Below are 22,811 nucleotides of genomic sequence, written 5' to 3'. Positions count from 1 at the left end.
CCTTGGACGCCACCGGGCTGAGGGCGCTGCTGGACGGCGTCCGCTATGAGGTGCTGCCCGCGAAGGCCACCGAGGACAAGGTCCTCGCCCATGTCCCGCGCGACGTCGTGGTCACGGTCACGGCGTCGCCGGTCAAGGGCCTGGAGCCGACCCTGGAGCTCACGGGCCGGCTCGCGGCGCACGGTTACCGCGTCGTACCGCACGTGCCCGCACGGCTGCTGCGGGACGAGGTGCATCTCAAGGAGGTCGTTGAGCGGCTGCGTGAGGCGGGCGTGGACGACGTCTTCGTGCCGGCGGGGGACGCGGACCCGCCGGCCGGGGCCTACGACGGGTCCCTGCCGGTGCTGCGCAGGCTCACCGAGCTGGGCGAACCCTTCGCCCACGTGGGCATCACCGGCTACCCCGAGAGCCATCCCCTCATCCACGACGACCTCACCATCCAGGCGATGTGGGACAAGCGCGCGCACGCCACGTACATCGTCAGCAACCTCTGCTTCGATCCGCGCGTGCTGGGGGAGTGGATCGCCCGGATACGGCGGCGGGACGTCACCCTGCCCGTGTACGTGGGGGTCGCCGGGCCCGTGCAGCGGACCAAGCTGCTGGCGATGGCGACGAAGATCGGGGTGGGGGAGTCGACGCGGTTCCTGACGAAGCACGCGTCGTGGTTCCTGCGGTTCGCCGCGCCCGGGGGCTATTCACCTGACCGGTTGTTGCAGCGCAGCGAGGCTGCCCTCACGGCGCCTTCGGCGGGGGTGGCGGGGCTGCATGTGTTCACTTTCAACCAGATCGCCGAGACGGAAGCGTGGCGCCGGGCGGTGCTGGAGCGGCTCGGCGGCTGAGGGGGGTGCCGCCGCCCTCTGGGGGCTGCCGCCCCCAGGCCCCCGCTTTCGGCCCTTAAGGGGCCTCGTCCTCAAACTCCGGACGGGCTGAAAGGGCTGACCGGCGGCTGTATACGACGGCGGGGCGGGTCCGGAATCGGACCCGCCCCGCCGTTGCCGTGCGCTCAGCGGAAGACCACCGTGCGGTTGCCGTCCACCATCACGCGGCTCTCGCTGTGCCACTTCACCGCGTGCGCCAGTACCTGGGCCTCGACGTCCCGGCCGACCGTGACCAGCTCGCCGGGGTCGAGGGAGTGGTCCACGCGGACGACGTCCTGCTCGATGATCTGGCCCTCGTCCAGGTCCGAGGTCACATAGTGCGCCGTCGCGCCGACGAGCTTCACTCCTCGGTCGTAGGCCTGGACGTACGGGCGTGCGCCCTTGAAGCTGGGCAGGAAGGAGTGGTGGATGTTGATCGCGCGGCCCTCCAGCTGCTTGCACAGGTCGTCGGAGAGGACCTGCATGTAGCGGGCGAGCACCACGAGGTCGACGTCCAGCTCGCGCACCAGCTCCAGCAGCCGCGCCTCCGCCTCCGGCTTGGTCTCCTTGGTCACCGGGACGTGGTGGAAGGGGATGCCGTAGGTCTCCGCCAGGCTCTCGAAGTCCCGGTGGTTGGAGACGATCGCGGGGATCTCGATATTGAGGGCGCCGGTGCGGCGCCGGAAGAGCAGGTCGTTGAGGCAGTGGCCGAACTTGGACACCATGATCAGCGTCCGGGTCGGGGTCGAGGCGTCCCACAGCTTCCAGGAGATGCGGTAGGCCTCGGCTACGGGACCGAACCGGTAACGCAGAGTTTCCAGATCCGCGTTTGGATCGGAAACGTCGAAGTGGACCCTCATGAAGAAGCGGCCCTGGAGTCGATCATCGAACTGCTGGCTTTCCAGGATGTTGCCGGAGTTCCTGACGAGGAAGCCGCTCACGGCATGGACCAGTCCCGCGCTGTCGGGACACGAGAGAGTGAGGACGAACTCACGGCCAGGTTGCGGGCGAGGGGACATGTGCGGCCTCCGTCGGTGCGTATTGCACAACAAGGTGAGCGATACGCAACATGGTCGGGCCGGTTGGGCCCTCGGTCAAGAGAGGATGGGGCATTGGGCCCCTTGCGAAATCGTCATCCGCCAACCTCTTGACGTCTGTCTGGACATTCGTCAGGGTGTTCCACCACAAGCAATTGAATGCACGATGCGCAACGAATTTCGGTTGAAAGGCTTGGCGCGTGGCAGATCTGTATGTGGACGGAGAGTGGCGCGAGCCGGTGGCCGGCGGGCGCCGCGAAATCCGCTGCCCCGCCGACGGCACCCTCTCGGCGACCGTAGCGGAAGGGACGCGTCCCGACACGCAGGCGGCGATCGCCGCGGCCCGCCGGGCCTTCGACGAGGGCCCCTGGCCCCGCACCCCCGAGCGCGAGCGCGGCGCTCTGCTGCTGCGTACCGCCGACATCCTCGCGCGCGACGCCAAGGAGTTCGCCCGCGCCGAGTCGCTGGACACCGGCAAGCGGCTGGTGGAGAGCGAGTACGACATCGCCGACGTCGTCTCCTGCTTCCGCTTCTACGGCGGGATCGGCGGCACCGACGCCGGACGGGTGATCGACACCGGCCGCGAGGACGCCATCAGCCGTGTCGTGTACGAGCCGGTCGGCGTGTGCGGACTGATCACCCCCTGGAACTACCCGCTGCTGCAGGCCAGTTGGAAGGTCGCCCCGGCGCTGCTGGCCGGCAACACGATCGTCCTGAAGCCCAGCGAGCTCACCCCCTCCACCTCCATCCTGCTGATGAAGGCACTGGAGGAGGCCGGACTCCCGGCCGGCGCCGCCAACCTCGTCCTGGGCACCGGCCCGGAGGTCGGCGCCCCGCTGTCCGAGGACCCGCGCGTCGACATGGTCTCCTTCACCGGGGGTCTGGAGACCGGCAAGCGGATCATGGCCACCGCAGCCGCCACGGTGAAGAAGGTGGCGCTGGAGCTCGGCGGCAAGAACCCCAATGTCGTCTTCGCCGACGCCGACTTCGAGACGGCCGTGGACATGGCTCTCACGGCCGTCTTCCTGCACTCCGGGCAGGTCTGCTCGGCCGGCGCCCGGCTGATCGTCGAGGACTCGCTGCACGACCGCTTCGTCGACGAGGTGGTCCGCCGCGCCCGGCAGATCCGCCTGGGCGGGCCCTTCGACCCCGAGGCCGAGACCGGAGCGCTGATCTCCGCCCAGCACCTGGCGAAGGTCGAGGCGTACGTCGCCGCGGGCATCGCCGAGGGCGCCGTACTGCGCTGTGGCGGGGAGCGGCCCACCGATCCCGGCCTCGCGAACGGCCACTACTACCCGCCGACCGTGCTCGACGCGTGCACCCAGGACATGCGGGTGGTGCACGAGGAGTCCTTCGGACCCGTGCTGACCATCGAACGCTTCACCGACGAGGACGATGCCGTACGCATCGCCAACGACACCGAGTACGGCCTCGCCGGCGCCGTCTGGACCGAGGACGCCGGCAAGGCCCAGCGGGTCGCCCGGCGGCTGCGCCACGGCACGGTGTGGATCAACGACTACCACCCCTATGTGCCGCAAGCGGAATGGGGTGGCTTCGGGCACTCGGGCACGGGCCGGGAGCTGGGACCGACCGGCCTGGACGAGTACCGAGAGCCCAAGCACATCTGGCAGAACATCCAACCCCGGCCGCAGCGCTGGTTCCGCGGCTGAACGCCGAAATGAGGTCGATCGTGACCCCCACACAGACAGAGGTGCCGCAGCGGCGTGGCACCCCCCAGGACTCGGACGACACGCCCGTCATATCCGTGCGCAATCTGTGGAAGGTGTTCGGGCCGAAGGCCGACCGGGTGCCGGGCTCAGAGGAGCTGTGCGGTCTCTCCCGCCGCGAGCTGATGGACCGCACCGGCTGTACCGCCGCGGTCCGTGACGTGAACTTCGACGTCCGCAAGGGCGAGGTGTTCGTGGTCATGGGACTGTCCGGCTCCGGCAAGTCCACCCTCGTACGATGTCTGACCCGGCTGATCGAGCCCACCTCGGGTGAGCTCGTCTTCGAGGGCCAGGACATCCGCGAGGCGGACGCGGCCAAGCTGCGCGACCTGCGCCGCCGCAAGTTCTCCATGGTCTTCCAGCACTTCGGGCTGCTGCCGCACCGCCGGGTCGTGGACAACGTGGCCTTCGGCCTGGAGATCCGCGGCATGAGCAAGGCCGAGCGCACCAAGCGGGCCCTGGAGGTCGTCGAACTGGTCGGCCTGGCCGGCTATGAGAACTCCTACCCCGACCAGCTCTCCGGCGGTATGCAGCAGCGCGTGGGCCTCGCCCGGGCGCTCGCCGGAGACCCGGACGTCCTCTTCTTCGACGAGCCGTTCTCCGCGCTCGACCCGCTGATCCGCCGCGACATGCAGAACGAGGTCATCCGCCTGCACCACGAGGTCGGCAAGACCATGGTGTTCATCACCCACGACCTCTCCGAGGCGCTGAAGCTGGGCGACCGCATCCTGATCATGCGCGACGGCAAGATGGTCCAGTGCGGCACCGGCGACGAACTGGTCGGCGCCCCTGCCGACGACTACGTCCGCGAGTTCGTCAAGGACGTACCCCGCGGCGACGTCCTCACCCTGCGCTGGATCATGCGGGCACCGGAGGACGGCGACGAGCTGGACGGCCCCGAGCTGGGCCCGGACGTCGTGGTGAAGGAGGCCACCCGGGCCGTGCTCGCGGCCGACAAGCCGATCAAGGTCGTCGAGGACGGCAAGCTGCTCGGCATCGTCGGTGACGAGGAGATCCTCGCGGTGGTCGCCGGGCAGGAAGGCGGCGCGTGATGACCGTCGCCATGGAAAAGCCCGAGAAGACGGAGGCCGCGGTGCCGGTCGCGCCCGTCAAGGCGGCGCGAAAGATCAGCCGGGGCATGGTGGTCGGCGCGATCGTGGTCGTCTGGCTGGTGCTGTTCGCCGTGCTGCGCGGCAAGCAGACGCTGACGCTGGCGGCCGCCGACCTGACCGATCTGCACCGCTGGATCAACGACTTCAACGACTCCATCGGCGCCAACCGCAACTCCAACCCGCTCTTCCTGTACTTCTTCAACGAGATCCGGCTGGTCATCGACAACCTGGTGACCTTCATCCAGCACCTGATCTCGCAGCCGTCCGGGGCCCGCCCGGTCCCGGAGATCGGCTGGCTCGGGGTCGTCGGCATCGCCGGCTATGTCTCCTGGGCCGTGGGCAACTGGCGGGTCGCGCTGCTGGCCGTGGCCGGGTTCACCTTCTTCGGGCTGCAGGGGCTGTGGCAGGAGAGCATGGACACCCTCTCCCTCACCCTCTCCGCGGTGTTCGTGGCGCTGCTGTTCGCGATCCCGCTCGGGGTGTGGGCGGGGCTGTCGGACCGGTTCAACCGGATCGTCACGCCCTTCCTGGACTTCATGCAGACGATGCCGACCTTCGTGTACCTGGCACCGCTGACGCTGTTCTTCCTCATCGGCGGCGCCTCAGCCACCATCGCCACCGTGATCTACGCGGCCCCGCCGACGATCCGCATCACCGCGCACGCCATCCGCAACGTCTCCAAGACGACGGTCGAGGCGGCCGACTCCCTGGGCGCCACCCGACGCCAGTCGCTGCTGAAGGTCCTGCTGCCGATGTCCAAGCGGACCGTGGTGATGGGCGTCAACCAGACCATCATGGCCGCCCTGGCCATGGTGACCATCGCCGCCCTGATCAACGCGCCGGGCCTCGGCGTGATCGTCCTTCAGGCGCTGCAGTCGCTCGACGTCGGCACGGCCTTCAACGCGGGCCTCGCCATCGTCGTCATGGCGATCGTCCTGGACCGGGTGACCACCGCGGCGGCCGCACGCGAGGAGAACGCGCGCAACGCCAAGCACGACTTCGCGAAGTGGCGGCGGCCCCTGCTGGGCGCCGGCGCCGCGGTCACGGCGGTCCTGATCTATCTGTCGCACACCTACCTGTGGGCGGCCGACTTCCCCGGTGACGGCACCGTCGGCAGCCACATCGCGAGCGCGGCGGACAGCGCGACCAACTGGGCGCAGGACAGCCTCTCGGGCGTCACCAACGCCATCCGCGACGTCATCACCAACGGCCTGCTCAACCCGTTCCAGACGCTGGTCACCGACTCCCCCTGGTGGCTCGTCGGCGCGGTCCTGGTCGCGCTGGGCGTGGTGCTCGGCGGCTGGAAGTCCGGGGTCACCACGGCCGTGTGCGTGGGCCTGCTGGTCGGCACAGGTCTGTGGTCGGACGCCATGACCACCCTGGCCTCGACGCTCGTCGCGACGGTCCTGGTGATGGTGCTCGGGATCGTCTTCGGGGTGTGGATGGGGCGCAGCATGATGGTGGACCGGCTGATCCGGCCCACCCTGGACGCCGCCCAGGTCATGCCGCCCTTCGTCTACCTCGTGCCGTTCCTCGCGCTGTTCGGCCCCACCCGCTTCACGGCCATCGTCGCCGCGATCGTCTACGGGGCCCCCGTCGCCATGAAGATCATCGCGGACGGGATCCGGGCCGTGCCCGAGACCACCGTGGAGGCGGCCACCTCCGCCGGGTGCAACACCTGGCAGATCATCACCAAGGTTCAACTGCCGATGTCACGCAGTGCCCTGACGCTTGCCACCAACCAGGGCCTGATCTACGTGCTGTCGATGGTTGTTGTGGGCGGCCTGGTAGGGGCAGGCGCTCTCGGCTACGACGTCGTGGCCGGTTTCTCGCAGGGGCAGCTGTACGGGAAGGGGCTTGCCGCGGGTCTGGCCATCGTCCTTCTCGGAGTCATGTTCGACCGGATCACTCAGGCCGCGGCGCGCCGCGCCAGCGCTTAAGGAGCACGACACCATGGCAAGACACTGGCGAGCCGGCGCGGCCGGCCTGGCCGTCCTCGGCCTCACCCTCACCGCGTGCGGCGGGGCGAAGGTCGGCGACAGCTCCTCCGCGGGCTCGGGAAGCTCGGGCAAGTGCGGCACCTTCAACCTGGCCGTCAACCCGTGGGTGGGCTACGAGGCGGATGCGGCGGTCGTCGCGTACGTCGCCCAGCACAACCTCGGCTGTACGGTCACCAAGAAGAACCTCAAGGAAGAGATCGCCTGGCAGGGCTTCGGCACCGGCGAGGTAGACGCCGTCCTGGAGAACTGGGGCCACGCCGACCTGGTGAAGAAGTACATCGACCAGCAGAAGACCGCCGTGGACGCCGGCCCGACCGGCAACAAAGGCATCATCGGCTGGTACGTGCCGCCGTGGCTGGCCAAGGCGCACCCCGACATCCTCGACTGGAAGAACCTCAACAAGTACGCCTCGAAGTTCCAGACCTCCGAGTCGGGCGGCAAGGGCCAGCTCCTGGACGGCGACCCGTCGTACGTCACCAACGACGAGGCGCTGGTCAAGAACCTGAAGCTGAACTTCAAGGTGGTGTACGCGGGCAGCGAGACGGCGCTGATCCAGGCCTTCCGCACCGCCGAGAAGAACAAGCAGTGGGTGATCGGCTACTTCTACGAGCCGCAGTGGTTCATGTCCGAGGTCCCGCTGAAGAAGGTCACCCTGCCCGCGTACAAGACGGGCTGCGACGCCGACGCGGCGAAGGTCGCCTGCGACTATCCCGTCTACAACCTGAACAAGATCGTCAGCGCGAAGTTCGCCAAGGCCGGCAGCCCCGCCTACAACCTGGTGAAGAACTTCACCTGGACGAACGACGACCAGAACGAGGTCGCCAAGTACATCGCCCAGGACAAGATGACGGACGACGCGGCGGCCAAGAAGTGGGTCGAGGCCAACAAGGACAAGGTCGACGCCTGGATCAAGTAGCCGAGTCCCGAGGCCGGTCGGACATGCCCGGCGGGCGGTACGCGCAGTCGCGTACCGCCCGCCGGGCATCGCCGTGTTCCGGTGCGTGTTTCGGCCCGTTTTCCGACGTCACAGACCCCTTGACACCCCCTCCCGCGACAGGCACGCTGAGTTGCGCAACCTGAATCACGTTGCGCAGCAAGCAACTCGACGGTTTTGAATTTCGGAGGTGCGGCGATGGCGGGACCCCGAGTGGTGATCATCGGAGCGGGCGTCGTGGGAGCGGCCCTCGCTGACGAGATCTCCGCGCGAGGCTGGACCGAAGTGACCGTGGTCGACCAGGGCCCGCTGCCCGCCACGGGAGGCTCCACCTCACATGCGCCGGGCCTGGTCTTCCAGACCAACTCCTCCAAGACCATGACCGAGCTGGCCCGCTACACGGTCGAGAAGTTCTGCTCCCTCGACGTCGACGGCAAGCCCTGCTTCCTGCAGGTCGGCGGCCTCGAAGTGGCGACCACCCCGGAGCGCCTCGCGGAACTGCACCGCCGCCACGGCTGGATCACCGCCTGGGGCATCGAGGCCCGGCTGCTGAGCGCCGACGAATGCGTCGAGCAGCACCCGCTGGTCAACCGGGACAAGGTCCTCGGCGGCCTCCTCGTCCCCACGGACGGCCTGGCCAAGGCGGTCCTCGCCGTGGAGGCGCAGATCCGTCGCGCCACCGAGCGCGGCGTCACGTTCCTGGCCCGCCACGAGGTCCTCGACGTCCAGCAGGCCGACGGCCGCGTCACCGGCGTCCTCACCGACCAGGGCGAGATCGCGGCCGACATCGTGGTGTGCTGCGCCGGCATCTGGGGTCCGAAGATCGCCCGCATGGCCGGCATGAACCTCCCGCTGACCCCGCTCGCCCACCAGCTCGCCTGGACCGGGCCCGTCCCGGCGCTCGCCGGCCAGACCGAGGAAGCCGTCCGCCCGATCCTGCGCCACCAGGACGCCGACCTCTACTACCGCGACCGCTTCGACGGCATCGGCATCGGCTACTACGGCCACCGCCCGATGCCGATCACCGCCGACGAGATCCTCTCCTTCGACGAGTCCGCGCCCATGCCGTCGGTCCTGAAGTTCACCGAGGAGGACTTCGAGCCCGCCTGGGCCGAGACCCAGTCCCTGCTCCCCGCGACACAGGAGGCCAAGGTCGAGGAGGGCATCAACGGCCTGTTCTCCTTCACCACCGACAACTTCCCGCTGCTCGGCGAATCCCAGGACGTCAAGGGCTTCTGGGTCGCCGAGGCCGTGTGGGTCACGCACTCCGCGGGCGTCGGCCGGGCCATGGCCGAGTGGCTGGTCGACGGCTACTGCTCCTCCTTCGACCTGCACGAGTGCGACGTCAACCGCTTCGAGCCGCACCAGCTGTCCCCGGAGTACGTCCTGGCCCGCGACTGCCAGAACTTCGTCGAGGTCTACGACATCCTCCACCCCCTCCAGCCGTCCGGGAAGCCGCGCCCGATCCGCACCAGCCCCTTCCACGCCCGCCAGCAGGAGCACGGCGCCTTCTTCCTGGAGGCGAACGGCTGGGAGCGCCCGCAGTGGTACGAGGCCAACGCCTCCCTGGTCGAGGGCCGCAACATCCCCACCCCGGGCGACTGGGCGGCGCAGTACTGGTCGCCCATCGTCGGCGCGGAGGCGCAGGCCACCCGCGAGACCGTCGCGATGTACGACATGACGGCCCTCAAGCGCCTCGAGGTCAGCGGCCCCGGCGCCGCCGACTTCCTGGAGAAGCTGGTCACCGGCAAGGTCGCCAAGTCCGTCGGCTCGGTGACGTACACCCTCCTGCTCGACCACGACGGCGGCATCCGCAGCGACGTCACCGTCGCCCGCCTGGGCCGCGACCTCTTCCAGGTCGGCGCCAACGGCAACCTGGACCTCGACTGGCTGACCCGCCACCTCCCCGCCGACGGCACCGTCCAGGTCCGCGACATCACCCCCGGCACCTGCTGTATCGGCCTGTGGGGCCCGCTGGCCCGCAAGGTGCTGCAGCCGCTGACGGACGAGGACTTCTCCAACGACGGGCTGAAGTACTTCCGCGCCAAGCGCGCCTACATCGGCTCGGTGCCGGTGACCGCGATGCGCCTGTCGTACGTCGGTGAACTCGGCTGGGAGCTGTACACCACCGCCGACCAGGGCCAGAAGCTGTGGGACACCCTGTGGGAGGCGGCGAGGCCGCTGGGCGGCATCATCGCCGGCCGCGGCGCCTTCAACAGCCTCCGCCTGGAGAAGGGGTACCGGTCCTTCGGTACCGACATGACCTATGAGCACGACCCCTACGAGGCCGGCGTCGGGTTCGCGGTGAAGCTCGACAAGGGTGAGTTCATCGGCAAGGCCGCCCTTGAGCGCCGCAAGGAGAAGGTGCGGCGCAAGTTGACCTGCCTCACCATCGACGACCCGCAGTCGGTCGTCCTCGGCAAGGAGCCGGTGTTCGACGGTGAGCGGGCGGTCGGGTATGTCACCAGCGCGGCGTACGGCTACACGATCGGCAAGGGCATTGCGTATGCGTGGCTGCCGAGTGAGCTGGCCGCTCCTGGGACCTCGCTGCAGATCGGGTACTTCGATCAACGCGTCGAGGCGGTCGTGGCCGAGGAGCCGTTGTTCGACCCGACGATGTCCCGTCTCCGTGGGTGAAGCGTTCGTTGTGCCGCGATTGGTTGTCGATCGGCGGCAGGTTCGTTGTGGCTGGTCGCGCCCCGCGGCGGAGCCGCTGATCGAAACAGTCCCGCGCCCCTGTCGGGGCGCTCAACTCCCGCCCAGTTTGAAGGAGTGCCGTCGGTGACTGCCCAAGTGCTTGACGGTAAGGCGACGGCCGCCGCCATCCGCCGCGAACTCGCCGAACGCGTTGCCAAGTTGACCGCAACCGGTGGCCGGCCGCCCGGCCTCGGCACCGTCCTCGTCGGTGACGACCCCGGCAGTCATGCCTACGTCGGCGGGAAGCACCGGGACTGTGCGCAGGTCGGGATCGCGTCCATCCGGCGTGATCTGCCCGCGGACGCGACCCAGCAGCAGGTCGAGGACGTCATCGACGAGCTCAACGCCGATCCGGCCTGCACCGGCTACATCGTCCAGCTCCCGCTGCCCGGGCACCTGGACGCCAATGCCGTGCTGGCCCGTATGGACCCGGCCAAGGACGCCGACGGACTGCACCCCGTCAACCTCGGCCGGCTCGTCCTGGGCACCGAGGCGCCGCTGCCCTGCACCCCGCGCGGCATCGTCGAACTGCTCCGCCGCTATGAGGTGCCCCTCGCGGGCGCCCGGGTGTGCGTCATCGGACGCGGGATCACGGTCGGCCGGCCCATCGGCCTGCTCCTGACCCGCCGCTCCGAGAACGCCACCGTGACCCTCTGCCACACCGGCACCAAGGGCCTGTCCTGGCACGTGCGCGAGGCGGACATCGTCATCGCGGCCGCCGGCTCGCCCGGACTGATCACCAAGGACATGCTGCGCCCCGGCGCGGCCGTCCTGGACGTCGGCATCACCCGCACCGAGAACGGGCTGGTCGGCGACATCCACCCGGAGGCCGCCGAGGTCGCCGGCTGGCTCGCGCCGATGCCCGGGGGCGTGGGCCCCATGACCCGCGCGATGTTGCTGGCCAACGTCGTCGAGGCCGCCGAGAGGAACGCGAACGCCGTATGAACGCGCTGAACACCCCCCTTGCGGAGCTGGACCCCGAGGTCCACGAAGCGCTCGCCGCTGAACTCCACCGCCAGCAGTCGACCCTCGAAATGATCGCCTCCGAGAACTTCGCGCCCACCGCCGTGATGGAGGCCCAGGGCTCGGTCGCGACCAACAAGTACGCCGAGGGCTACCCCGGCCGCCGCTACTACGGCGGCTGCGAACACGTCGACGTCACCGAGCGCCTCGCGATCGAGCGCATCAAGTCCCTCTTCGGGGCCGGTTACGCCAACGTCCAGCCGCACTCCGGCGCCCAGGCCAACACGGCGGTCTTCTTCGCGCTGCTCCAGCCCGGCGACACCATCCTCGGCCTGGACCTCGCGCACGGCGGCCACCTCACCCACGGCATGCGCATCAACTACAGCGGCAAGATGCTGAACGTGGTGCCCTACCACGTGTCCGAGGCCGACAACCTGGTCGACATGGACGAGGTCGAGCAGCTCGCCAAGGAACACCGCCCCAAGATGATCATCGCGGGCTGGTCGGCCTACCCCCGGCAGCTGGACTTCGCGGCCTTCCGCCGTATCGCCGACGAGGTCGGCGCGCTGCTGATGGTCGACATGGCGCACTTCGCGGGCCTGGTGGCGGCGGGGCTCCACCCGAACCCGGTCCCGCACGCCCACGTCACCACCACGACCACCCACAAGACGCTCGGCGGCCCGCGCGGCGGAGTCATCCTCACCAACGAGGCCGACCTCGCCAAGAAGATCAACTCGGCGGTGTTCCCCGGCATGCAGGGCGGCCCCCTGGAGCACGTCATCGCCGCGAAGGCGGTGTCCTTCAAGGTCGCAGCGTCCCCGGAGTTCGCCGAACGCCAGGCCCGCACGCTGGCCGGCTCCCGCATTCTGGCCGAGCGTCTGACGCAGCCGGATGCGGCGGCGGCCGGGGTGAAGGTCCTGACCGGCGGTACGGATGTCCACCTGGTCCTCGTGGACCTGCGGGACTCGACGCTCGACGGTCGTCAGGCCGAGGACCTGCTCCATGAGATCGGCATCACGGTCAACCGCAACGCCGTCCCCTTCGACCCGCGCCCGCCGATGGTGACGTCCGGCCTGCGCATCGGCACCCCGGCGCTGGCCACCCGCGGCTTCACGGAGGAGGACTTCACCGAGGTCGCCGACGTGATCGCGCTGGCCCTCCAGCCCGGGCCCGACATCGCGGCCCTGCGCGCCCGCACCGCGGCCCTGGCCGCCAAGCACCCGCTCTACCCGCACCTTTCCGGTACTTCAGGAGACGCCCGATGAGTCCCACCACCCCCGGCGCCGACCTCCCCGACCACCCGGACTTCCTCTGGCGCACACCCGAGCCCAAGCGGTCGTACGACGTCGTGATCGTGGGCGGCGGCGGCCACGGTCTGGCCACCGCCCACTACCTGGCCAAGAACCACGGCATCACCAACGTCGCCGTACTGGAGAAGGGCTGGCTCGCGGGCGGCAACATGGCCCGCAACACCACGATCATCCGCTCCAACTACCTGTGGGACGAGAGCGCCGGCATCTACGAGCACGCCCTCAAACTCTGGGAGGGACTGGACGAGGAGCTGGACTACCCGATCCTCTTCTCCCAGCGCGGAGTCCTCAACCTCGCCCACAGCCTCCAGGACGTCCGCGACAGTGTCCGCCGTGTCGAGGCCAACCGCCTCAACGGCGTCGACGCCGAGTGGCTCGACGCCGAGCAGGTCAAAGAGGTCTGCCCGATCGTCAACATCTCGCCCGACGTGCGCTACCCGGTCCTCGGCGGCACCTACCAGCCCCGCGCAGGCATCGCCAAGCACGACTACGTGGCCTGGGGCTTCGCCCGCTCCGCGGACGCGGCAGGCATCGACATCATCCAGAACTGCGAGGTCACCGGCCTGGACGTGGTCGGCGGCCGGGTGATCGGGGTCCAGACCAACCTGGGCCCGATCGCGGCCGGCAAGGTGGCCCTCTGCTCCGCCGGCCACACCTCGGTCCTGGCCGCCATGGCAGGCATCGACCTCCCGGTCCAGAGCCACCCCCTGCAGGCCCTGGTCTCGGAACTCCTGGAACCGGTGCACCCCACCGTCGTCATGTCCAACGCCGTCCACGTGTACGTCAGCCAGGCGCACAAGGGCGAGCTGGTGATGGGCGCGGGCATCGACGCGTACAACTCCTACACCCAGCGCGGCGCGTTCCACATCATCGAGGACCAGATGGCGGCGGCCCTGGAGCTCTTCCCGGTCTTCGCGCGCGCCCACGTCCTGCGCACCTGGGGAGGCATCGTCGACGTCAGCCCCGACGCCTCGCCGATCGTCGGCCTCAGCCCCGTCGACAACCTCTACCTCAACTGCGGCTGGGGAACGGGCGGTTTCAAGGCCACACCCGGCGTGGGCTGGGTCTACGCCCACACCATCGCCCACGACACCCCCCATCCCCTCAACGCCCCCTTCTCGCTCGACCGTTTCACCACCGGCGCGCTCGTCGACGAGCACGGCGCTGCCGCGGTGGCCCACTAGGGAGCCCGAACCATGCTGTTGATTTCTTGCCCGTGGTGCGGGCCCCGCGACGAAGCCGAGTTCCACTACGGCGGCCAGGCGCATGTGGCGTACCCGCAGGACCCGTCGGCGTTGACCGACGAGGAGTGGGCCAAGTACCTGTTCTTCCGCGACAACCCGAAGGGCCCCTTCGCGGAACGCTGGAGCCACTCGGCGGGCTGCCGCCGCTGGTTCAACGCGGTACGGGACACGTCGACGAACGAGATCCTCGCGATATACCGGGCAGGGGAGGAGCGTCCGGCCACTGTCGAGTCCCGGCCGGCCACTCCTGCCTCGCCGGCGGCCACTCTTGAGCCCCGTTCAGCACATCCAGCCCGTCCGGCGTTTGAGGACGAGGCCCCTTCAGGGCCGAACGGGGGCCTGGGGGCAGAGCCCCCGGCGACGTCCACGGCCACAGGCCTCCGCCTCGCGACCGGCGGCCGCATCAACCGCGCCGAACCCCTCACGTTCACCTTCGACGGCACCGAATACCAGGGCTTCCGCGGCGACACCCTCGCGTCGGCGCTCCTGGCCAACGGCGTGATACAGGCGTCGACCAGCATCAAGCTGGGCCGCCCCCGAGGCATCTTCTCCGCCGGCGTGGAAGAACCCAACGCCGTCATCCAGATCGAGGAACCCTTCCCCGAGCCCATGCTCCCCGCGACGACCGTCGAGCTCTACGACGGCCTGGTCGCATCCAGCCTCCCCGGCCAGGGCCGCCTGGCCACCCAGCCGGACCCCGCGCGCTACGACGCCGTACACACCCACTGCGACCTGCTGATCGTCGGCGCCGGCCCCGCCGGCCTCGCGGCGGCAGCGGCCGCCGCGAGCAGCGGAGCCCGCGTCATCCTCGCCGACGACCGCCCCGAACTCGGCGGCAGCCTCCTCGGCACTGGCGAACTCCCCGGCTGGGCGGACGAGTTGGGCGCCCGGCTGGAGTCCGCCCCCGAGGTCCGCGTGCTGCGCCGCACCACCGTCTTCGGCTACTACGACGACAACCACCTCCTCGCCGTGGAGCGCCGCACCAACCACCTCGGCGCCGCGGCCCCGGCGAACGTGTCCCGCGAACGCGTCCACCGCATCCGCGCCCGCCGCGTCGTCCTCGCCACCGGCGCCCACGAGCGCTCGCTGGCCTTCGCGGACAACGACCGCCCCGGCATCATGCTGGCCGCCTCGGCCCGCACCCACCTGCACCGCCACGGCGTCCTGCCCGGCCGTCACGCGGTCGTGTTCACCACCAACGACAGCGCCTACGCCGCCGCACTGGACCTCGCCGCGGCAGGCGTCCGGATCGCGGCGATCGTCGACACCCGCCCCGCACCGGGCGAGTGGGCGGACCGCGCCCGCGCCACGGGCATCGAGGTGCTCGCCGGACACGCGGTGACCGGCACCGAGGGCGAGGAGCGGCTGACCGCGGTGAGCGTGGCGCCGTACGGAGAGACCGTGGCGCAGCGGGAGTTCGCCGCGGACCTGCTGCTGGTCTCCGGCGGCTGGAACCCGGTGGCGCACCTGTTCAGCCAGGCGGGCGGCAAGCTCCGCTACGACGAGGCGCTCGGCACCTTCGTGCCCGACGTCGTCCGGCAGGCCGTCGAGGTCGCGGGCAGCGCGAACGGCACCTTCGACCTGGCCGCCGTGCTCGCCCAGGGCGCCGCCGCGGGCGCCCGGGCGATCGAGGCCGAGGGCTACACCCCGGACACCCCGGCGCTCCCGGCCGTGCCCGCCCAGCCGCAGGCCACGCCTCCCATGCAGGTCTTCACCGTCCCGGGCCGCGAAGGTGCCCCGCGCTTCGTCGACCTCCAGCGGGACGTCACCGTCGACGACCTGGCCCGCGCGACGGGCGCCGGTATGCGCTCGGTCGAGCACACCAAGCGCTACACCACCGCCGGCACCGCCAACGACCAGGGCAAGACCTCCGGCGTCCTGGCCGGCGGCGTGGTCGCCGACCTGCTCGGCGTGGACATCTCCGTGCTCGGCACGACCACCTTCCGGCCGCCCTACACGCCCGTCTCCTTCGCGGCCCTGGCCGGCCGGGACCGGGGCGTGCTGAGCGACCCGGTCCGCACCACCGCCCTGCACGGATGGCACGTCGAACACGGCGCGCTGTTCGAGAACGTCGGCCAGTGGAAGCGCCCCTGGTACTACCCGCAGGACGGCGAGGACATGGAGACGGCCGTGCTGCGCGAGTGCGCGGCCACCCGCGAGAGCGTGGGCTTCATGGACGCCTCCACCCTCGGCAAGATCGACGTACAGGGCCCGGACGCCGGCGTCTTCCTCGACCTGCTTTACACCAACATGATGAGCACCCTGAAGGTCGGCATGATCCGCTACGGCGTGATGTGCAAGCCGGACGGCATGGTCTTCGACGACGGCACGGTCATCCGTCTCGCCCCGGACCGCTTCCTGGTCACCACGACCACCGGCAACGCGGCGACCGTACTGGACTGGATGGAGGAGTGGCTGCAGACCGAGTGGCCGGAGCTGAAGGTGCACTGCACCTCGGTCACCGAGCAGTGGGCCACCGTCGCCCTCGTCGGCCCGAAGTCCCGCGACGTCCTCGCCTCGCTCGCTCCCCGACTGGCCGTCTCCAACGACGACTTCCCGTTCATGGCCTGGCGGGAGACGACCGTCGCGGGCATCGAGGCGCGCGTGTGCCGGATCAGCTTCTCCGGTGAGCTCGCCTACGAGATCAACGTGTCGCCGTGGCAGGCCCTCGCCCTGTGGGAGGCGCTGTACGAGGCCGGCGCCCCGTACGGCATCACCCCGTACGGCACCGAGACCATGCACGTCCTGCGCGCCGAGAAGGGCTACCCGATCATCGGGCAGGACACCGACGGCACGATCACCCCGCACGACCTCGGGATGAGCTGGGCGGTGTCGAAGAAGAAGCCCGACTTCATCGGCAAGCGCTCCTTCGCCCGCGCCGACACCGTCCGCCCCGACCGCAAGCACCTGGTCGGTCTGCTCCCGGAGGACCCCGGCGCCTTCCTCCCGGAGGGCACCCAGCTGGTCGCCGACAGCGAGCTGCCCGCGCCGCCCGTCCCGATGCTCGGCCACGTCACCTCCAGTTACCGCAGCGCCGCCCTCGGCCGGACCTTCGCGCTGGCCCTGATCAAGGGCGGCCGGGAGCGCATCGGCGAGCGGCTGTACGCCCCTGTGGGTGACCGCCTGGTCCCGGTGACCGTCGCAAGCCCCGTCCTCTACGACCCCGAGGGAGCCCGCCGCGATGGCTGACACCGCACTCACCGCCCCGCCCCGCAGCCCCCTGGCGCCCTACGCCGACCGCCTGGCCGCCGCGACCCGCACCTCCCAGGGCGCGGTCCGGCTGGCCGAACTCCCCTTCCTGGCCCAGGTGAACGTCCGCCTGGACGCCAAGGGCGGAGCGGCCGACGCGGTCGGGCTCGCGCTGGGCCTGCAGCTGCCGCTCGAACCCAACACGGCCATCCGCTCGGGGGAGTCGACCGCGCTGTGGCTCGGCCCGGACGAATGGCTGGTGGTGGGCCCGCCGGGCAGCGAGCGGGACCTGGAGACCCGGATCCGGACGGCCGTCGGCGAGGAGCCCGTCTCCGTCACCGACGTCTCCGCCCAGCGCACCACCCTCCTCGTCTCCGGCCCCAGCGCCCGCGATCTGCTGGCCCACGGCTGCGCGCTGGACCTGCACCCGCGCGCGTTCGGCGCGGGCCGCTGCGCCCAGACGACGCTGGGCCGCACCCAGGTCGTCCTGGTCGCCCGGGACGAACCCGGGGCCGGATTCTGGGTCCTGGTCCGTTCGTCCTTCGCCGGCTACCTGACGGACTGGTTGCTGGACGCGGCGACCGAATACATCTAGCTGCGCACGTGGCTGCCGGGCGAGGGGACCGGGGCCGCGGAACTCGTCCGCCGAGCGGGCGGTGCGGGGGCCGCGCCCCCGCACCGCAACCCTCCGCGGTTACATCCGCTGCCACAGGGCCGGCGTGCCCTCCGGCGACCACGCACCCTGCGCCTGGTGGGTCTGCAGGCACTGGTAGCGCACGCCCGCGACGGTCACCGTGGCGCCCACCTCGTAGACCCGGCCGGCGGCCCATGCGCTGGCCGTGCCGGTGCCCTGCGGGGCGGGTGGGCCGGTCTGCACGGACGCGGTCTTCAGGGTGAGACCGAAGGTGCTGAGGATCGGGTTGACCGGCTGGAAGAAGGTGGTCCCGCCGGCCGTGCAGTCGCCGGAGCCGCCGGAGGTGACGCCCTGCGCCTGGGCGCCGGAGAGGAACGGCCCACCGGAGTCACCCGGTTCGCTGCACACCGTGGTCCGGGTCAGGCCGTCGACGGTGCCCTGGGCGTAGTCGACCGACGCGTTGTGCTGCTCGATCGTGCCGCAGTGCCATCCGCTGGTGGAGCCGGAGCGGCAGACCGACGCCCCGACGAGCCCCTGGACCGAACCGGCGACCTGCGTGTTCCTGCCGCCCGACCCCTTGACGTCGGCCGTGGCGGTCCAGTTGCTGTTGACGGCCACCCAGGACATGTCCTTGCCGGGGAACGTGGACGCCTGGAAGGTGCCCTGGTCGGTCTTGTCGAAGCCGGTGGTCTTGTCGCCGGCCTTGCCGCAGTGGCCCGCGCTGACGAAGCCCTGCTGCTGGCTCTTGGTGATGGAGAAGCCGATGGAGCAGCGGGCGGCGTTGTTGATGTAGTAGGCCTCGCCGCCGACGAGGTCCGCCATCAGCCGCGGCCGGTCCTTCGTCAGCCGGACCGCCACACCCCGGTCCTCCACCCCGGCGGCCTTGAGGAAGGCGGCGGCCGCCGACTGCCTGGTCGCCTCGACGACGACCCGGTTCGCCGGCACGTCCACGTACCAGACCGGGGTGTCGTGCGTCTTCACGCGGACGGCGGCCGCGTCCAGCTTCGCCTTGACGGCATCGAGGGCGCTGAGCGGCGCCTTGACGACCACGGCCTTGGCGCCCTGCGCCTTGATGGCGGGCACGTCCTGAGCATGGGTGGTCGCGACGGTGAGCTCGGCGGAGGTCTTCCCGCTCACCCAGGCTCCGGCGAAGTGCCCGCCCAGGGCGTTGTGCAGCCGGCCCGCACGGGTGCCCGCCTCCTCCTCGTTGACCAGCCGGGTGGCCGCCTGGGCCCGCGTCAGATGCAGGTCGCGCTGCATCGCGCCGAGGATCTGCGCGGACGGTTTGTCGGCGCCGAGCGACCGGGCCCCGGCGGGCACGGGCCCCGGTGCGGGCGGCGGAGCCGCCGCCGCGACCGCGGGGATCCCGGTGAGGACGAGGGTGCCGAGTGTGGCCAGGGCGGTGCGGTGCCTGCCCGCTGCATGTCTGCCGACCATGCGGTGTACCTCCTGCTGAGTACGGGGGAGACTGAGGCGAATCCGTAGGCGGCCTTGCCGCAAAGGCCCGGAACGATGTCAAAGGCGAGGGTCTTTCGCGCTTTGGGGGACGCCTGGGGTGCCATGTGCAGTACGACGGGCATGGGGGAGCACCGGCCGGAGGCAGTGCGAAGGCGGCCGTCGTGGGGGGAACGCTTCGCGGGGAACGGGCCGGTCGGCTACAGGCTGACGACGACCAGAGCGGTGTCGTCGGTGTTGCCCGTGGCGGGGAGAAGGTCGGCCAGCAGGGCGTCGGCCAGGGCTTCGGGAGCGGTCTGCCGGTGGCGGGCCAGGCAGTCGGCGAGGCGGCCCAGGCTGGTGCCGATGTCCTCGCTGCGGCGCTCGATCAGACCGTCGGTGTACAGCACCAGGGTGTCGCCCTCCGCGAAGGAGACCCGTGCCTGGGGGCGGGCGACACGGACAGGGCGCGCGTCGATCGGCGGGTCGGTGGCCTGGTCCAGGAAGGACACGGTGCCGCCGGGGTGCAGCACGGCGGGCGGCGGATGGCCGGCGCAGCTGTAGGTGATGCTGCGCCCGCCCCAGTCGATGAACGTCGTCGCCACCGTGGCGGACTCGGCTCCGTCGACGGAGCAGGCGTACATGTCGAGGGCCTCCAGGGCCTGCGCCGGTCCGTCGGTGACCCGGGTGGCCGCGCTCAGCGCGCTGTGCAGCTGCCCCATGGCGCAGGCCGCCGCCAGACCGTGGCCGACGACATCGCCGACCGCGACCGCCATCCGGTCGCCCGGCAGGTCCACCAGGTCGTACCAGTCGCCGCACACGTTCAGGTCACCGATGGCGGGCCGGTAGCGCACGGCGGCCTGATGAGGTCCGAGATGCCTCGGGGTGGGCATCATCGCCGTCTGCAGGGCCAGGGCGACCTCACGCTCATGGGCGTGGGCCCTGCGCAGCCGCTCGTTGACCTCCTGCAGTTCCCGGGCGCGGGTGTAGAGCTCGGCCTCCAGCACGCGGGCCCGGTCGCTGTCGGTCCGGCTGGCGCCGGCGCGCAGGAGCTCGGTGACCTCCTCCACCCGGTGCACGACCAGCACCACCTTCCCGTCCGGGCCGAGGACGGGCGCGTTGACGGGGCTCCAGAAGTGCTCCTGCCAGTGGCCGGGCCGCTGGGCGTCCTCGATGTCGTAGCGGAGCACCGCCATGGTGTCCCGCTCGCCGGTGGCCACCACGCGCAGCATCGACTCCCTGGTCTCCCGCATTCCGGCGGCGGCCGGGTCGTTCGGGTTCTCCGGAAAGACGTCGAAGATGTAGCGGCCAAGGAGCTGCTCGCGGGAGCGCCCGGCCAGCTGTGTGAAGTCGTCGTTGACGTCGACGTAGACCAGCTCGGGCGTCAGCAGCGCCACCATGCCGGGCAGGGCCTGGAAGACCGCCGCATAGTCGATCGGTTGCGGTTTCCTCATGTGCTGCCTGCCTTGGCGCCAACCATCGGTGTGCTCCCACGATAGAAGCGAATGCGGCAGGCGGCCGTTCAGGCAGACGGCGGCCCTCTGCTGGGCGATGCCGCGTACCTGGAGGAACACCGTGCGGCCGCCGGCCGGCTCTCGAAGCTGTGCTCGATGACCGCGGCGACGGACGTGCCCGCACAGCCGCGCTCGCCCGCGATCTGTGCGGGTCCTTGGCTATGAGGTCCGCGGGATGTCCTTCACGAACACGATCCCGTCGCATTCCGCCAAGTGGGCCGGGTCGAACGGGGCGTAGCCGAACCAGGGGGAGACGCGGTGCGTGGGCCGGTTGTCTCCGAGGGCGGTGGCGAGCCCGGAGGCGTCGACGACGCAGCGGTCCCCGGGGAGCGCGTACAGGAGCCCTTCGACGGTGTCGGGCGGCGGGGTGTCCACTCCCCGGTGCCGGATCGTGCCGAGGGCCGTGGCCACGAAGGCGTACGCCTCGCCCAGCCGGCTGCTGACGAGCGCGCCTGCGCTCCACCACTCCAGCGGCGTCCCGCCCATCCGCATCGAGCTCTTCTCCCGCTGGAGATGGGCGTTGTGGGCGTGGACGAGCACCGGACCCCGTTCGGCGAGGGCGAGGAGATTGCGGGCCATCATCTGGTCGCGCACGCTCGCCAGCCGGGTCAGGCGGGCCGGTGAGGTGTCAGCCATCCAGTGGTGGTAGCGCAGCAGACCGGTTGCGGTACGTCCGTACAGGCGCGCCCGGTCCCAGTCGTCGCGGGAGGTCGCCGTGATCAGGTGCGGTGTCTGCGCGTCGAGCAGCGCCACCAGATCGTCGCTGAGTAGTCGCAGCTCCCGGGCCTCGGCCGACCGTCCCACGGACTGGGCGGGGTCCATCATCGCTGCGGGATTCGTCCACCGGTCGTCGGTGCCGAGCAGGCGGTCGAGGGTTTCCGCTGTGCAGGGCAGCAGGGCCGTGTCCACCCGGGCCGCGAGGTAGTCGTGGAGCGCGGTGACGGCCTGTCGGGGGCTCGCGGCGCCGGTCATCTCCAGGGGGCCGTCGAGACCGGCGAAGCGGAGCCGCTCGGACGCGGGCCGGCCGTCGTTGTGGGAGCGCATCCAGCAGACCAATTCGCGGTTGGCCGCAAAGGCGCCCCAGCCGTGGCTGAATCCCTGCTCCATGACCTCGTCAAGGGTGCCCGTGCCGGCGGTGACGTACTCGTCCACGCTCAGGCCCCTCAGGCAGTCGCTCTCGATAGCGATGGTCCGGTGGCCCTCCTGCTCGACGAGCTGCCGGAAGAACTCATTGCGCAGGTCGAGCAGGGCGTCCTCGCCATGGGTGGGCTCGCCCAGAGCGAGGATCCGCGGCCGGGCCGGAAGCAGCCTCATGACGGCGGCCGCCTCGAAGGCATGCGTGGTGTCCTTGATGTCGGGTGCCATGCCTTCAACGCTATCGTTGAACCTTCGGTGGAGACTTTTGCGCGGAATCGGCTGGGTTATGGGGCCAAACCTTCAAAGCGGCGAGCGGCTCAGGCCGGTTGATCTGGCGCGCGGTCATGGTCTGTCCACGCAGGCGATCAGGAACTACGAGGAGGCCGGCATCCTTCCGGCCGCCGCGCGCACCCCCCACGGCTACCGCACCTACACACCGCTGCACTCGGCAGCCCTGCGCGCCTTCCTGGCCCTGCTGCCCGGCCACGGGCACCGGACGGCGACGTCGATCATGCGGGCGGTGAACGAGGGCGCGGCGGAGGAGGCGTTCCGCCTCATCGACGAGAGCCACGCCCAGCTCCTCGAAGACCGCCGTACGCTCCAGGCCGTGGAGACCGCCCTGCGCGACCTGGGCCCCCTCACGGCGTCCGAGCCGGATGCGGGCTCCGGGCCCGACGGCACCTTCATCGGTCCGCTGGCGGGCAAGCTCGGGATCAGGCCCGCGACGCTGCGCAAGTGGGAGCGCGCCGGACTGGTGAGCCCGCGCCGCGACCCGCTGACCGGGTACCGCGTCTACGGCGCCTCCGATGTGCGGGACGCCCGGCTGGCCCACCAGCTCAGACGGGGCGGCTATCTGCTGGAGCAGATCGCCCCGCTGATCGCCCAGGTGCGGGCGGCCGGCGGTCTGGAGCCACTGGAGGCCGCACTGTGCGACTGGCGCAGCCAGCTGTCCGCCCGCGGGCGGGCGATGCTGACCGGCGCCGCCGAGCTGGAGGCGTACCTCCGCGAACGTGGCTGAGACT

The 22,811-nt window shown here is 70.7% G+C and carries 16 protein-coding genes; 12 read left to right on the top strand and 4 right to left on the bottom strand.

What is annotated here, in order from left to right:
* Window positions 1-2: 2 nt before the first annotated feature.
* Entirely contained in the window at window positions 3-839 is an 837-nt protein-coding gene (locus ACFY1U_RS35440) for a 5,10-methylenetetrahydrofolate reductase (RefSeq protein ID WP_390698136.1), read from the top strand.
* 164 nt (window positions 840-1,003) lie between these two features.
* Here ACFY1U_RS35440 and purU read toward each other — a convergent pair whose 3' ends face one another.
* Window positions 1,004-1,876 carry a formyltetrahydrofolate deformylase gene (gene purU, locus ACFY1U_RS35435; RefSeq protein ID WP_390698135.1) on the bottom strand — a complete coding sequence of 291 codons (873 nt, stop codon included), beginning with the start codon at window positions 1,874-1,876 and terminating at the stop codon, window positions 1,004-1,006.
* A 218-nt stretch (window positions 1,877-2,094) separates the two neighbouring features.
* Between purU and ACFY1U_RS35430 the strand changes: the two genes are divergently transcribed.
* From ACFY1U_RS35430 to ACFY1U_RS35385, 10 genes are all read left to right on the top strand, one after another.
* Window positions 2,095-3,564, top strand: coding sequence for an aldehyde dehydrogenase family protein (locus ACFY1U_RS35430; RefSeq protein WP_390698134.1), 1,470 nt, complete (start codon window positions 2,095-2,097; stop codon window positions 3,562-3,564).
* A 20-nt stretch (window positions 3,565-3,584) separates the two neighbouring features.
* Window positions 3,585-4,673, top strand: a complete 1,089-nt coding sequence (locus tag ACFY1U_RS35425) for a glycine betaine/L-proline ABC transporter ATP-binding protein (RefSeq protein ID WP_390698133.1) — start codon at window positions 3,585-3,587, stop codon at window positions 4,671-4,673.
* Entirely contained in the window at window positions 4,673-6,673 is a 2,001-nt protein-coding gene (locus ACFY1U_RS35420; RefSeq protein ID WP_390698132.1) for an ABC transporter permease, read from the top strand. Before ACFY1U_RS35425 ends, ACFY1U_RS35420 begins: the two co-directional genes overlap by 1 nt.
* 13 nt (window positions 6,674-6,686) lie before the next feature.
* Complete coding sequence (locus ACFY1U_RS35415) at window positions 6,687-7,649, top strand: ABC transporter substrate-binding protein (RefSeq protein ID WP_390698131.1); 963 nt, start codon at window positions 6,687-6,689, stop codon at window positions 7,647-7,649.
* Window positions 7,650-7,865: 216 nt separating this feature from the next.
* Window positions 7,866-10,304, top strand: coding sequence for an FAD-dependent oxidoreductase (locus ACFY1U_RS35410; protein WP_390698130.1), 2,439 nt, complete (start codon window positions 7,866-7,868; stop codon window positions 10,302-10,304).
* A gap of 144 nt (window positions 10,305-10,448) precedes the next feature.
* On the top strand, window positions 10,449-11,309 hold the full coding sequence (locus ACFY1U_RS35405; RefSeq protein ID WP_390698129.1) for a bifunctional methylenetetrahydrofolate dehydrogenase/methenyltetrahydrofolate cyclohydrolase: 861 nt from the start codon (window positions 10,449-10,451) through the stop codon (window positions 11,307-11,309).
* Window positions 11,306-12,592, top strand: coding sequence for a serine hydroxymethyltransferase (glyA, locus tag ACFY1U_RS35400; RefSeq protein WP_390698128.1), 1,287 nt, complete (start codon window positions 11,306-11,308; stop codon window positions 12,590-12,592). The genes ACFY1U_RS35405 and glyA overlap by 4 nt, the downstream gene beginning before the upstream one ends.
* Entirely contained in the window at window positions 12,589-13,821 is a 1,233-nt protein-coding gene (locus ACFY1U_RS35395) for a sarcosine oxidase subunit beta family protein (RefSeq protein WP_390698127.1), read from the top strand. Before glyA ends, ACFY1U_RS35395 begins: the two co-directional genes overlap by 4 nt.
* A gap of 12 nt (window positions 13,822-13,833) precedes the next feature.
* Window positions 13,834-17,070 carry a sarcosine oxidase subunit alpha family protein gene (locus ACFY1U_RS35390; protein WP_390698126.1) on the top strand — a complete coding sequence of 1,079 codons (3,237 nt, stop codon included), beginning with the start codon at window positions 13,834-13,836 and terminating at the stop codon, window positions 17,068-17,070.
* The gene (locus tag ACFY1U_RS35385) at window positions 17,063-17,665 is read left to right on the top strand and encodes a sarcosine oxidase subunit gamma (protein ID WP_390698125.1); all 603 of its coding nucleotides are present in this window, start codon (window positions 17,063-17,065) and stop codon (window positions 17,663-17,665) included. Before ACFY1U_RS35390 ends, ACFY1U_RS35385 begins: the two co-directional genes overlap by 8 nt.
* A gap of 99 nt (window positions 17,666-17,764) precedes the next feature.
* Here ACFY1U_RS35385 and ACFY1U_RS35380 read toward each other — a convergent pair whose 3' ends face one another.
* The 3 genes from ACFY1U_RS35380 to ACFY1U_RS35370 all read right to left on the bottom strand — a co-directional run bounded on the left by ACFY1U_RS35380 (window position 17,765) and on the right by ACFY1U_RS35370 (window position 22,017).
* Window positions 17,765-19,141, bottom strand: a complete 1,377-nt coding sequence (locus tag ACFY1U_RS35380; protein ID WP_390698124.1) for an alpha-lytic protease prodomain-containing protein — start codon at window positions 19,139-19,141, stop codon at window positions 17,765-17,767.
* A gap of 218 nt (window positions 19,142-19,359) precedes the next feature.
* Complete coding sequence (locus ACFY1U_RS35375; RefSeq protein WP_390698123.1) at window positions 19,360-20,592, bottom strand: PP2C family protein-serine/threonine phosphatase; 1,233 nt, start codon at window positions 20,590-20,592, stop codon at window positions 19,360-19,362.
* 219 nt (window positions 20,593-20,811) lie between these two features.
* The gene (locus tag ACFY1U_RS35370) at window positions 20,812-22,017 is read right to left on the bottom strand and encodes an erythromycin esterase family protein (protein WP_390698122.1); all 1,206 of its coding nucleotides are present in this window, start codon (window positions 22,015-22,017) and stop codon (window positions 20,812-20,814) included.
* 58 nt (window positions 22,018-22,075) lie between these two features.
* Between ACFY1U_RS35370 and ACFY1U_RS35365 the strand changes: the two genes are divergently transcribed.
* A complete protein-coding gene (locus ACFY1U_RS35365; protein ID WP_390698121.1) occupies window positions 22,076-22,807 on the top strand; it encodes a TioE family transcriptional regulator in 732 nt (243 codons plus the stop codon).
* Window positions 22,808-22,811 lie beyond the last annotated feature (4 nt).

The organism is Streptomyces sp. NPDC001351 (assembly GCF_042896045.1).
Lineage (GTDB): Bacteria > Actinomycetota > Actinomycetes > Streptomycetales > Streptomycetaceae > Streptomyces.
This window is presented reverse-complemented; position numbering and strand designations above follow the sequence as displayed.